11 protein-coding genes are annotated in these 13,338 nt (G+C 59.0%); 4 read left to right on the top strand and 7 right to left on the bottom strand.

The genetic code is table 11. From position 1 onward, the window contains the following. Nucleotides 1-104: 104 nt before the first annotated feature. The 7 genes from rplI to AGA_RS06710 all read right to left on the bottom strand — a co-directional run bounded on the left by rplI (nt 105) and on the right by AGA_RS06710 (nt 6,610). A complete protein-coding gene (gene rplI, locus AGA_RS06740; protein ID WP_059023584.1) occupies nt 105-695 on the bottom strand; it encodes a 50S ribosomal protein L9 in 591 nt (196 codons plus the stop codon). 11 nt (nt 696-706) lie between these two features. Next, nucleotides 707-982: a 30S ribosomal protein S18 gene (gene rpsR / locus AGA_RS06735; RefSeq protein WP_025827191.1), complete on the bottom strand. Its 276-nt coding sequence runs from the start codon at nt 980-982 to the stop codon at nt 707-709. 5 nt (nt 983-987) lie between these two features. After that, complete coding sequence (gene rpsF / locus AGA_RS06730; protein WP_059023583.1) at nt 988-1,440, bottom strand: 30S ribosomal protein S6; 453 nt, start codon at nt 1,438-1,440, stop codon at nt 988-990. A gap of 158 nt (nt 1,441-1,598) precedes the next feature. After that, complete coding sequence (locus AGA_RS06725; RefSeq protein WP_059023582.1) at nt 1,599-2,177, bottom strand: GNAT family N-acetyltransferase; 579 nt, start codon at nt 2,175-2,177, stop codon at nt 1,599-1,601. After that, a complete protein-coding gene (gene rpoD / locus AGA_RS06720; protein ID WP_059023581.1) occupies nt 2,167-4,146 on the bottom strand; it encodes an RNA polymerase sigma factor RpoD in 1,980 nt (659 codons plus the stop codon). Before rpoD ends, AGA_RS06725 begins: the two co-directional genes overlap by 11 nt. A gap of 154 nt (nt 4,147-4,300) precedes the next feature. Next, entirely contained in the window at nt 4,301-6,130 is a 1,830-nt protein-coding gene (gene dnaG / locus AGA_RS06715) for a DNA primase (protein ID WP_059023580.1), read from the bottom strand. A gap of 24 nt (nt 6,131-6,154) precedes the next feature. Beyond that, nucleotides 6,155-6,610, bottom strand: a complete 456-nt coding sequence (locus AGA_RS06710) for a GatB/YqeY domain-containing protein (protein ID WP_059023579.1) — start codon at nt 6,608-6,610, stop codon at nt 6,155-6,157. 212 nt (nt 6,611-6,822) lie between these two features. Between AGA_RS06710 and carA the strand changes: the two genes are divergently transcribed. The 4 genes from carA (at nt 6,823) to AGA_RS06690 (ending at nt 13,318) form a co-directional block, all read left to right on the top strand. Next, nucleotides 6,823-8,229 carry a glutamine-hydrolyzing carbamoyl-phosphate synthase small subunit gene (carA, locus tag AGA_RS06705; RefSeq protein WP_059023578.1) on the top strand — a complete coding sequence of 469 codons (1,407 nt, stop codon included), beginning with the start codon at nt 6,823-6,825 and terminating at the stop codon, nt 8,227-8,229. Nucleotides 8,230-8,245: 16 nt separating this feature from the next. Continuing rightward, nucleotides 8,246-11,500: a carbamoyl-phosphate synthase large subunit gene (carB, locus tag AGA_RS06700; protein WP_059023577.1), complete on the top strand. Its 3,255-nt coding sequence runs from the start codon at nt 8,246-8,248 to the stop codon at nt 11,498-11,500. A gap of 146 nt (nt 11,501-11,646) precedes the next feature. Beyond that, nucleotides 11,647-12,120: a transcription elongation factor GreA gene (greA, locus tag AGA_RS06695; protein WP_059024705.1), complete on the top strand. Its 474-nt coding sequence runs from the start codon at nt 11,647-11,649 to the stop codon at nt 12,118-12,120. A gap of 1 nt (nt 12,121) precedes the next feature. Then, entirely contained in the window at nt 12,122-13,318 is a 1,197-nt protein-coding gene (locus AGA_RS06690) for a threonine ammonia-lyase (RefSeq protein WP_059023576.1), read from the top strand. Nucleotides 13,319-13,338: the final 20 nt, after the last annotated feature.

Raw genomic sequence — 13,338 nt, 5'->3', positions numbered from 1 at the left:
TGTTTGAATGTCCTGTGACTACATAGAACGAAACGGGCAAACGGCCAAAAAAAAGGACCGGCCAAAAGCCGATCCTCTTTTTATAACCTCGCAAGAGCGAAAAATCAGGCAGTTGCGTCCTGAGTTTCGGCATCTTCTGCGTCAGCAACAATTTCGCCTTCAACGAAAGCTTCGTCGCCAGCCAGAGTTGCTTCTTCTTCCACGGAGGTCGCTTCGCCACGTGCCTGACGTTCAGCTTCTTCCTGCGAACGGGCAACGTTAACGATAACAGACACCACCACTTCCGGGTGCAGGGCAACCTTAACTTCGTACAGCCCCAGAGACTTGATGGGGTGTGCAAGGGAGACCTGCTGGCGGGAGATGGTGAACCCAGCTTCCGACACGGACTGCGCAACATCGCGGGTGCTCACGGAGCCATACAGGCTGCCGCTGTCACCAGCCTGACGGATCAGGACAACAGCCAGACCTTCCATCCGTTCGGACAGACGTTCTGCTTCTTCACGATTCTTGATGTTCTGCGCTTCGAGCTGAGCCCGTTCGCGGTCAAAACGGGCACGGTTGGCTTCGTTCGCACGAATAGCCATACCCTGCGGCAGCAGGTAGTTACGGGCATAACCCGGACGAACCTTAACCGCGTCACCCATCTGCCCCAGATGCGCAACGCGCTGGAGCAGGATTACTTCTGTAGCAGCCATGGTTGTTCCCCTCAGCTTACAACGTAAGGAAGCAGAGCCAGGAAGCGGGCACGCTTGATAGCCTGTGCCAGTTCACGCTGCTTTTTTGCGGAAACCGCCGTAATACGGCTCGGCACGATCTTTCCACGTTCGGAAAGGAAACGGCTGAGAAGACGCACGTCCTTGTAGTCGATCTTCGGCGCGTTGGGGCCGGAGAACGGGCAGGACTTGCGACGACGGTAGAACGGACGACGAGCGCCAACAGCCGGACGACGGGCGGCGGGATTGATTTCTGTGGTTTCAGACATCTAGATTACTCCGCTGCGTTTTCGGACTGTTCAGCAGGCCGGTCGTCGCCACCGCGACGGCCACCGCGACCGCTTTCAAAGCGACCACCGGACGGCTTGGCGCCACCACGGAAGCCGCGTTCGCCGCGATCATCACCCTTGCGGGACAGAACGGGGGACGGAGCTTCGTCAATTTCATCCACCCGCAGCGTCAGCAGACGCAGGATGTCTTCATTGAGGGAAAGCTGGCGTTCAATTTCCTTAAGCAGCTCGGAACGCACTTCCAGACCCAGAAGGGCGTAGTGGCCCTTGCGGTTCTTTTTGATGCGGTAAGCGAGGCTACGCAGGCCCCAGTATTCGCGCTTGCGAACGGCACCGCCGTCTGCTTCGATCTGAGCGGCAATACCGTCCAGAATCGCGTCCACCTGCTGCTGAGAAATATCATTACGTGCAATAAGCACGCTTTCATAAAGTGGCATGTTTGCTCCCTTCGGATACAATCAACCCCTCCGCGCCGAACCCTTTCGGACAGCGGGGTTCCTGAACAGGCCAGAAACCAAGGGTATAGCCGGACCAATGCCTGAGCCCGGCAGGGAAAGGGAGTGTCAACCACACCCTGCCCAAAAATGCAAGAATTTTAGCAGCGCAGATGTGCCGGAATATCCAGACCAAGGCGGTCTGGCACATCCCATTCCTCCTCCACGCGCCGGATAACCTCAAACCCCATCTGTTTATACAGGGGCAGAGCGCGGGGATGGTCGGCGGTACAGGTGTTAACCCGGACTGTTTTGGGGCCATAAGCCCATGCCCGGCGCAAAACCCCATCCAGAAAAGCCCGGCCGACACCCTGCCCTATGGCTTCGGGCAGCAGACCAAAGTAGGCCAGATTAATATCCTGCGGGTCAGTCAGATTGAGTTCATAGAACCCACGGATGAGTCCCCGCTCCCGCAACAGGCCAATTTTTATGGGAGCAGTTGCCAGCAGCCGCCCCAACGCCTTGTCGGACAGAACCTGCCGCATCCACCAACAACAGTTCCGGCCAACGCCGTAATGCAGGGTACGATATTGAGTAACGGAAAGATGCACATCATCTTCAAGCACCCACCCTTGCGGCAAAGCCAATGCGGGCGTTGCAGGTGGGTGGCCCATACGCATGAAAGTGACCAGCACTTTCATGCGCGTAACAGGCTGAAGAAAACCTAGATCAGTTATCATCCAGGAAGGAACGCAGCTTGCGGCTACGGCTGGGGTGCTTGAGCTTACGCAGCGCCTTGGCCTCAATCTGACGAATACGCTCGCGGGTCACATTGAACTGCTGCCCCACCTCTTCCAGCGTATGGTCGGTATTCATACCAATACCAAAGCGCATACGCAGAACGCGCTCTTCACGCGGCGTCAGAGACGCCAGAACACGCGTTGTGGCTTCACGCAGATTGGTCTGAATAGCGGCATCCAAGGGGATAACCGCTGACTTATCTTCGATAAAGTCACCAAGATGGCTGTCTTCCTCATCCCCGATTGGGGTTTCGAGAGAAATCGGCTCCTTGGCGATCTTGAGCACCTTGCGCACTTTTTCAAGCGGCATACCAAGCTTCTCGGCCAGCTCTTCCGGTGCAGGTTCCCGACCAATCTCATGCAACATCTGGCGCGAGGTGCGAACCAGCTTGTTGATGGTCTCGATCATATGCACCGGAATACGAATGGTGCGGGCCTGATCGGCGATGGAGCGCGTAATGGCCTGCCGGATCCACCATGTGGCGTAAGTGGAGAACTTGTAGCCACGGCGGTATTCAAATTTGTCCACCGCCTTCATCAGGCCAATGTTGCCTTCCTGAATCAGGTCAAGGAACTGGAGGCCGCGGTTGGTGTACTTTTTGGCAATGGAAATAACCAGCCGCAGGTTGGCCTCAATCATTTCCTTCTTGGCGCGCGCAGAGTCCCGCTCACCACGGGCGACCGTCGCATAAACACGCCGGAATTCACCAATTGGCAGCCCGGTTTCCTGCGCCAGACCGGCCACATTGTTCCGCAGGTCAATAACAGTTGCGGCATGCTTGGCCACAAAATTCTTCCAGGACCGTCCCGGCAGGGCGGAAGCCATGTCCATCCAGCCCGGATCCAGCTCGCGACCACGGTATTTCAGCAGGAAGTCATCACGGGAGACGCGGCAGCTTTCCGCCAGACGGAGCATACGCCCTTCCAGCATGTTCAACCGCTGGAACATCTGCTTGAGCTGAGCCACCAGATCTTCAATCCGGTTGTTGTGCAGGTGAACCTGCTCAACCTTGCTCACCAACTGGTCACGCAGCGCGATATAATTTTCCTCGAACGCACCATCCACATCTTCGCCCGAAGTCAGGGCTTCAATGCGCTGGACCTGCAATTTACGCAGGGCTTCATACAGCGGTTCGATTTCAGCAAAATGCGCGAGAATTTCCGGCTTCAGTTTTTCTTCCAGCGCAGAAAGGGAAAGGCCACTGCCTTCGCCCTCAATATCGCCTTCGGATTCGGTATCCGGCTCTTCCGCCTCTTCGGTTTCGGCTTCAGAGTCGGCAAAGCCTTCACCGCCTTCAGCCCCTTCTTCCATCGGGCCGCCACTCTGCATGGCTTCAAGGTCCACAATGTCACGCAGCAGCATTTCATTGTTACGGATCTTTTCGTGCCACGAGATAATGGCGCGGAAGGTCAGCGGGCTTTCGCACAGGCCGCCGATCATTTCGTCCCGGCCAGCCTCGATCCGCTTCGCAATGGCAATTTCGCCCTCGCGGGAAAGCAGTTCGACGGTCCCCATTTCGCGCAGATACATGCGAACCGGGTCATCCGTACGACCGGCACTTTCGTTCACATTCCCTGCGGCAGGGCTTTCGGCGTCAGCTTCGGCTTCGGGCTCGTCCTCGTCCGATTCTTCGTCTTCTTCGACGGGTTTCTGAGCTTCGCCTTCTTCGCTCTCTTCGTTTTCAACAACCTGGATGCCCATTTCGGACAGGACGGCCATAATGTCCTCGATCTGTTCGGAGGACATTTTATCCTGCGGCAGAACGGCATTCAGCTCATCAAACGTGATGCATCCGCGCTCGCGCCCCTTTGCGATCAGCTTTTTGACCGCGGATGACTGAGTATCCAACAGGTTGGCATCACCATCCTGTTCCTGCGCTGCGTTCGTTGATGCCGTTTTTGTCGCCATGCCAGACCTGCTCCTCCCCCCATCTGTATCCTGACGGGATACAGAACGACCAGTTTACCACACTATACTGTTCACGTTATTCGGGGCGGGCAGGACGTGGGATATACTGAGCGTGAAGTCAAGAGGAACACGCTCAGGAACATTCAATCTCAGTTCAGATATCCGCATCATCCAGACCGCCACGGCGCAGGCGCTCCATGGCCTCCAGCCGCGCCTGTAATCTTTGCCACTGGCCGGTATCTCCCGTTTTTTCCGAAAAAAAACGGGCCACATCGTCCGTCACCTCACGCACAAACTGGTCACGGTACAACAAGCCGTAAAAATGCCACCATCGTGTTCTGGCAGCAACAGTTTCCACGTCCCCGTGGCTCAGCCCCGTGCCATCAACACGCATGAGCGGGGCCAGAGTTGCTTCCTGTCCGTGCTCCCCCAGCCATGTTCGCAGGTCATCACCCGTTGCGGGCAACTGACCATCGGCCGACAAATCCAGAAGCACACCCCGCAATGGCGCAAAATCCACTGGTAAGTCAAGGCGGCACAGGGCTTCTTCCACTTCTGCCACCAGTTGCGGGTGGTCCACCAGCAGGAGCAGCATGAGCCGCTGCAACTCCCGCACATGGTCCATATCCACCGTGTGCGTGTCCTGCACAGCGCCCGGCGCAGCAAAACTGGGAGAACCTCCCTTCTGCCGCCCTTTTCCCTTTGAGCGGAACGTTGCAAAAAAACGATCCAACAGCGTTGCACGATATTCCGAGGCAAGAGCCTTGTCCGGAATGAGGGCGGCAACATCCGTCAGTCTGCGCCGCAGGGCTGCCCGCTCCTCCGGCCCCGGGTTGGTCACACCTCCGACCAGCAGATCGAACAGCACGCTAGACAGGGGAGAGGCTTCCGCAAAAAATTCAGCAACAAACTGCGCACCACGCTGGCGCACCAGACTATCCGGGTCCTCCCCGTCTGGCAGCAGGCAAATCCGCAATGTGTGGTCTGGCGCCAGCAAAGGCAGACCGGTTTCCGCCGCTTTAACCGCTGCCCGACGCCCTGCGCCATCCCCATCAAAACACAGAATGGGTGCACGATCGACCTGCCAGAGCACCTCAAGCTGCTCCGGCGTAAGGGCCGTACCCAGTGGCGCCACAGCCCCCGTAAACCCTGCCTGATGCAAGGCTATGACATCCATATACCCTTCCACCACAATCAGGTCCGGGGCCACCATACCCTTGGGTCTTGGCGCCCGCACGGCCGCACGGGCCCGATCTAGCCCGAACAGCAACCGCCGCTTGGAAAAAAGCGGCGTTTCCGGCCCATTCAGATATTTGGGCTGCCCATCCCCCAGAATACGCCCACCAAAAGAGACCAGACGCCCCTTGCGGTCCCGAATGGGAAAGGTCACGCGCCCCCAGAACAACTCCCCTTTGGGCCGCCCCTCCTCATCAATCCGCATCAACCCGGCTTCGGCCATCTGCTCGGACGTAATACCCTGCGGCGCCAAGGCTTCAACCAAATGCCCACGGCCCGCGCTGGCCCAGCCCAACCCAAAGGCGGTTATGGTCTCTCGCGTTAGTCCCCGTCCCAGCAGATACTCCAGCCCGGCCCGGCCCTCCGGCCTGTAAAGTGCGGCAGACCATACGGCCTGTGCGGCCTCCAACACGTCCTCCAAAGAGCGGACATGCGCCACCTGCTCACGCGTGGCACGGCTATCCTTGGGCACCTCCATGCCTACAGCGGCGGATAATTCCTCCACCGCCTCGGGAAAATTCTTCCCCTCCATCTGCATGACAAAAGAGATGACATCTCCATGCACCCCACAGCCAAAGCAGTGGAAATGATCGTCATACACGTAAAAAGAGGGGGTCTTCTCCCCATGAAACGGGCAGCACCCCTTCCAGTTACGGCCAGAGCGGGCGAGTTTGACCCTACGCCCGATAACGGACGTTATGGGAGTACGCGCCCGCAGTTCATCCAAAAAATTGGAATCAATGGCCATTGGGGTCTGCCGTCACACTACGCCTTAGCCCAACCGTGCTTTTACGGCAGCACTGGCGCGCCCCATATCCAGCGCTGCGCCAAATTTACCTTTGAGCACACCCATGACCTTGCCCATGTCCTTCATGGAGGCTGCACCGGTGCTGGCAATGGCTTCTTCTACTGCGCTGTTCAGGGTTGCCTCATCCAGTTCAGGCGGCAGGTAAGCGCGAATAACGGCAATTTCCGCTTCTTCCTTATCCGCCAGTTCCGGACGCCCGGCTTCGCGGTAGAGGTTGGCGGATTCCGTGCGGGACTTAATCATCCCGCGCAGGGCGGAAATGCCTTCGTCCTCGCTCAGCCCTTCGTTCCCCTTCGCACGGCCTGCAATTTCCACGTCCTTGAGCTTGGCCGTAATCATGCGAATGGTAGCAACACGCGCGCTTTCGCCCGCCTTCATTGCCGTTTTCAGATCTGCCATCAGGCTTTCACGAAGGGTCATACTTCTCTACGCTCCATCTCTGCTGTATTGGTATTTCGGTCGGCACCATATCACTCGCCACGGCAAAAAACAGGTACTCCGTGATACGGCACGCAGCCTTCTGGGAATAAACTTCCCACCGGACGCACTGTCCCTACGCGCTATGTGGGAAATTTCTTCCCACCCGCATGACATGCTGCTAAAAGAGCGCTCCGGGAGGAACCAGTTCGCACATGCCCATGTCAATCGACTCCATTATCGCCCGCATAGGCGGTCCGGAAGCCACAGCGCGACTGACCGGCGTTGGCACCGAGGCCATTCGCAAATGGCGGCAGGCGCAGGCCATTCCCTCCCGCCACTGGCCGGCCATTGCCCACGCCACGGGTCTTTCCCTTCAGGACCTCCAGCCCGCACCCGCAGTTACAGACAGACCCTCCCCGCTTGCGGGAGGCAGCCAGACAGGATCATCCATGCCTCAAGCCCGCCCGGATGGCGCGACCGCCGCTCTTGTTCTCGCAGATGGCAGCGTATTGTGGGGGAAAGGCTTTGGCGCCTTCACACCCAAGCCCGCCATTGGGGAAATCTGCTTTTCCACCGGCATGACCGGGTATCAGGAAACCCTGACCGACCCCTCCTTTGCCGGGCAGATCATTACCTTCACCTTCCCGCATATCGGCAATGTCGGCACAAATGCGGAAGATGACGAAGCTGCGCGCCCCTTCGCCCTTGGGCTGGTGGTCAAGGAAGACCCGACCGAACAGGCAAACTGGCGCGCCACCAGCAGCCTTGACGCATGGCTGAAGCAGAACGGAATGCCCGGCATTGCCGGCGTGGACACCCGCAGCCTGACCCTGAAAATCCGTGATGGTGGCGCACAGACCGCAGCCCTCGTATTCCCTGCTGATGGCAAGTTCGACCTGGACGCCATTGCCGCAGAAGTGGCCGCATGGCCGGGCTTGGAAGGCATGGACCTTGCCAAGGAAGTCACCTGTGCAGCGCCCTATGACTGGTCGGAAGGTGTGTGGTCGTGGCCCAACGGCACCGCAACCCCCACAGGCCGCCGCCGCAAGGTTGTGGCCGTGGATTACGGAGCAAAACGCAACATTCTGCGCTGCCTTGTAAGCGCTGGCTGCGACGTGACCGTAGTGCCCGCCACAACCACGGGTGAGCAGATCCTCGCCCTTAAGCCCGAAGGCGTGTTCCTCTCCAACGGTCCGGGCGACCCGGCAGCCACCGCCACCTACGCCGTGCCTGCCATCCGCACCGTACTGGAAGCAGGCATACCGCTGTTTGGCATCTGCCTTGGCCACCAGCTGCTGGCGCAGGCTCTTGGGGCCAAAACCTACAAGATGGAACGCGGCCACCGCGGTGCCAACCAGCCTGTGCAGGACCTTGCAACCGGCAAGGTGGAAATTACCAGCCAGAACCACGGTTTTGCCGTGGATGCCAAAACCCTGCCCGAGAACGCACACGTCACCCATGTCAGCCTGTTTGACGGGTCAAACGAAGGACTAGCGTCCGACAAATACGCGGCCTTTTCCGTACAGTATCACCCCGAGGCAAGCCCCGGCCCGTCGGACAGCTTTTATCTGTTTGAACGGTTTGTCACCCTGATCGACACCAACGGCGTCAAGCACTAACAGGACCGAACGCATCATGCCCAAACGGACAGACATCCGCTCCATCCTCATCATCGGCGCCGGTCCCATTGTTATCGGTCAGGCGTGCGAGTTCGACTATTCCGGCGCACAGGCCTGCAAGGCCCTGCGGGAAGAAGGGTACCGGGTTATTCTGGTCAACTCCAACCCCGCCACCATCATGACCGACCCCGGCCTTGCGGACGCCACCTATGTGGAGCCCATTACGCCGGAAGTGGTCGAGCGCATTATCCTCAAGGAAAAACCCGACGCAGTGCTGCCCACCATGGGCGGGCAGACGGCCCTGAACACAGCCATGGCACTCCATGCTTCGGGCTTTCTGGAAAAACACAATGTTGAGCTGATTGGCGCCAAGGCCGAGGTGATCGACCGTGCGGAAGATCGCCAGAAATTCCGCGAGGCCATGGACGCCATTGGCATTGAAAGCCCGCGCAGCTTTATTGCCCACACGCTGGCCGAAGCGCACGAAGCGCTCAAGCAGATTGGCTTCCCCACCATTATCCGCCCTTCCTTTACCATGGGCGGCTCGGGCGGTGGTATTGCCTACAACCGTGAAGAGTTCGAGCGGATTGTCCTGTCCGGTCTGGATGCCTCCCCCACCACGGAAGTGCTGGTTGAGGAATCCGTACTGGGCTGGAAAGAGTATGAAATGGAAGTTGTGCGCGACACGGCGGACAACTGCATCATCATCTGCTCGATCGAAAACATCGACCCCATGGGCATCCATACGGGTGACTCCATTACCGTAGCCCCTGCCCTTACGCTGACCGACAAGGAATACCAGCGTATGCGCGATGCCTCGCTGGCCTGCCTGCGTGCCATTGGGGTGGAAACGGGCGGTTCCAACGTGCAGTTCGGCGTAAACCCCGCCGATGGCCGCATGGTTGTGATTGAGATGAACCCCCGCGTCTCGCGCTCCTCGGCTCTGGCATCCAAAGCCACCGGCTTCCCCATTGCCAAGGTCGCTGCCAAGCTGGCCGTGGGTTACACGCTGGATGAGCTGAAAAACGACATCACGCGCACAACTCCTGCCTCCTTTGAGCCGACCATTGACTACGTTGTGGTCAAGATTCCGCGCTTTACGTTTGAAAAATTCCCCGGCGCACCGGCCCTGCTCTCCACTTCCATGAAGTCGGTTGGGGAAGCCATGGCCATTGGCCGCTCCTTCCCCGAAGCGCTCCAGAAGGGCCTGCGCTCGATGGAAACCGGCCTGCATGGACTGGACCCCGTGGAAGTTCCCGGCGATGGGGGTGAAGATGCCTTCCGCGCAGCACTCTCCCAGCCTCGGCCGGAGCGTATTCTCATGGCTGCACAGGCACTGCGGGCTGGCCTGTCGGTTGAGGCCATTCACGAAGCCTGCAAGTTTGAGCCGTGGTTCCTGCGTGAGATGGAAAAAATCATCCATGCCGAGCGCGAAGTCGAACACCACGGCCTGCCCAAGGATGCCCAGAGCCTGCGCCGCCTTAAAGCCCTTGGCTTTTCAGACGTGCAGCTCTCCCGCCTGTCCGGCACACAGCCTGAAGAGGTTGCCCTGCTCCGCACGGAAGCAGGCGTTACGCCGGTTTACCGCAGGATTGACACCTGCGCGGGTGAGTTCGCCTCGGCCACGCCCTATATGTATTCCAGCTACGAAGGGCATTTTGCGCCGCCGATTTGTGAATCGGACCCGACTGACCGCGAAAAGATTGTCATCCTTGGTGGTGGCCCCAACCGGATTGGTCAGGGCATCGAGTTTGACTACTGCTGCGTTCATGCCGCTTACGCTTTGCGTGAGGCCGGGTATGAAACCATTATGGTCAACTGCAACCCCGAGACGGTCTCGACCGACTATGACACATCTGACCGTCTGTATTTTGAACCGCTGACGGCGGAAGACGTGATCTCCCTTATCCGCTGCGAACAGCGTAAGGGGACGGTCAAAGGCTGCATCGTGCAGTATGGTGGGCAGACCCCGCTCAAGCTCTCCCGCGCGCTGGAAGCTGCGGGTATTCCGCTGCTGGGCACCCCTGCAGACGCTATTGACCGTGCAGAAGACCGCGAGCGCTTCCAGGCCATGCTGCACAAGCTTGGCCTCCGCCAGCCTGAAAATGGCATTGCCCGCACGCCTGAAGAAGCCGAACAGGTAGCCGAACAGGTGGGTTACCCCGTCGTCGTACGCCCCTCCTATGTTCTGGGCGGCCGGGCCATGGAAATTGTTTACGACCGCGCCTCCCTCCAGCGTTACATGCGTGACGTGCTGCGGGTGGCCGGGCACGAAATTTCCTCTGGCCCGATCCTGCTTGACCGCTACCTGAACGAAGCGATTGAAGCGGACGTGGACTGCATTGCCGATGGCACGGACGTGTACGTGGCCGGGGTTATGGAGCACATTGAGGAAGCGGGTATTCACTCGGGCGACAGCGCTTGCGCCCTGCCGCCTTATACCCTCTCCCCCGCCATTGTGACCGAGCTTAAGGCCCAGACCGAAGCCATGGCCCGCGAGCTTGGCATTGTGGGGCTGATGAACGTCCAGTACGCCATCAAGGATCAGGAGATCTTTGTGCTCGAGGTCAATCCTCGCGCCTCGCGCACCGTACCGTTCGTGGCCAAGGCGACGGGTGTTCCGGTTGCCAAAATTGGCGCACGCGTTATGGCGGGCAGCAAGCTCTCCACCTTCAATCTGGATGACCGGGCCGTAGTGCCGCATGTTGCGGTTAAGGAAGCGGTGTTCCCTTTCAACCGCTTTGCGGAAGTGGACACCATCCTTGGGCCGGAAATGCGCTCCACGGGTGAGGTCATGGGGCTGGATACGTCGTTCGAGCGGGCCTTTGCCAAGTCCCAGCTTGGCGCTGGCGTACGCCTGCCCATGAGTGGCACGGTGTTCCTGTCCGTGCGCGAAAGCGACAAGCCACAACTGCCGCCTCTTGGCCGCCTGCTGGCTTCCATGGGCTTCAAGATCGTGGCCACACGGGGCACCGCACGCAAGCTGCGTGAGTCCGGCATTGAGGTAAACGTGGTCAACAAGGTGCTGGAAGGCCGCCCGCACTGCGTGGACGCCATTCGCTCTGGCGAAGTGCAGATGGTCATTAATACAGCGCAGGGTGCACAGTCGGTGGCGGACAGTTTTGACATCCGCCGCTCCGCCCTTGTGCTGGGCGTGCCCCACTACACCACCATGGCGGGCGCACGGGCTGCAATCCATGCGATTGCGGCAATGCGTGAAGGACCGCTTGATGTTGCGCCACTTCAGTCATACTTTAGTGGTTCGTTCTGAACGCACAGGGGTGGCCTGACCGGCCATCCCTCCGTTCTCCATGCCGGGCCAAACCCCACATGCGTGAGGCGTCACCCGACGCGATTATTGATGTAACTACTGCGCCGGGCCGGCTGGTCCGGCAGCTTTTATTCTGGGGACACGTCTTGCAGAAAACTCCGATGACGGGCAAGGGTCTGCTGCAGCTTGAAGATGAGCTGCGCAAACTGAGATCAGAAGAACGCCCGGCTGTAATCCGCGCCATTGCGGAAGCACGCAGCCATGGCGACCTTTCAGAAAATGCTGAATACCATGCCGCGCGGGAGCGCCAGTCCTTTATTGAAGGGCGTATTCAGGAACTGGAAGAGCTGATCTCCACCGCAGAGGTAATCGAGCCTTCCTCCCTGTCTGGCAGCCACGTCAAATTTGGCGCCACCGTATGCCTTGTTGACGAGGATACGGACAAGGAAATCACCTACCAGATCGTCGGCCTGCATGAGGCGGACATCAAGCAGAGCAAAATTTCCATCTCCTCCCCTCTCGCCAAAGCTCTGATTGGCAAGCAGGAAGGCGATACCGTGTCCGTACCCGCCCCTGGTGGCGACCGGACTTACGAAATCCTGTCCGTCAAATTCATCTGATATGATCTCGTTTGAAGATGTCACGGCCGCGGCCGAACGTATTCGTGGCAAGGTTATTCGCACGCCTACGCTGCCCTCCCATGCGCTCTCCCGCGCAACGGGGGCTGAAATTACGCTCAAGCTGGAAAACCTTCAGGCTGTCGGCTCCTTCAAGGAACGAGGGGCAGCCAATAAACTGGCGCTGCTAACGCCAGAGGAACGCGCACGCGGCGTGATAGCTGTATCCGCTGGCAACCACGCACAGGGCGTTGCACGCCATGCCAGTCTGTTGGGCATTGATGCGGTTATTGTCATGCCCAAGTTCACACCGACGGGCAAAGTTATCCGGACCCGTAACTGGGGTGCGCGCGTGGTGCTGGAGGGCGAAACCTTTGCCGAAGCCCTGATGTTTGCGCAGGACCTTCAGGCGCGGGAGGGCCGGACGTTTGTGCACCCGTATGATGATCCCGCGGTAATGGCGGGTCAGGGCACCTGCGCGCTGGAACTGCTGGAAGATGCAGGTCCGCTGGACATGCTGGTTGCCCCCATTGGTGGTGGTGGCCTGCTGGCAGGCTGCGCCGTTGCGGCCCGCACAATGCGCCCGGGCATGGAACTGATTGGCGTACAGGTTGAATCCTATGATTCCCTTGCAGCTTTTCCCGGCCCAGCAACGCACCCCAATGGTGGCTCCACCATTGCCGAAGGTATTGCCGTTCTACAGATTGGCAAGCAGACGGACGAGGTTATTCGTAAGCAGGTAGACAAGGTTCTCGTTGTCTCCGAATGTGCGATTGAGAACGCCATTACCCTGCTGGCGGAAGGGGCAAAGCAGGTTAGCGAGGGCGCAGGTGCTGCGGCTCTTGCCGCTATTCTGACCTACCCAGAACTGTTCCGCGGTAAAAAGGTGGCTCTGCCGATTTCTGGCGGAAACATTGATAGCCGGATTCTGGCCAATACCCTCCTACGCGCCATGCTGCGCGACGGGCGCATTTTGCGCCTGGTCATGGAAATTCCCGACCGCCCCGGCGTTCTAGCCGATATTTCCAAAACCATTGGAGAGGCTGGCGGCAATATTATCGAAGTCTCGCACCAGCGGCTTTTTGCGGCGCCCTCCGTGCAGGCGGCTCAGCTTGAAGTCATGATTGAAGCGCGAGACCCTGAGCACGCGGCTCTTATTACCAAGGCTCTTGGCCTGTCTTATATCGTCCGGCGGGCCTGAGGCTTTTCTGGCCTGACAGC

The organism is Acetobacter ghanensis (assembly GCF_001499675.1).
GTDB lineage: Bacteria > Pseudomonadota > Alphaproteobacteria > Acetobacterales > Acetobacteraceae > Acetobacter > Acetobacter ghanensis.
Note: the sequence above shows the minus strand (reverse complement) of the source record. Positions and strands in the feature narration are given on the sequence as shown.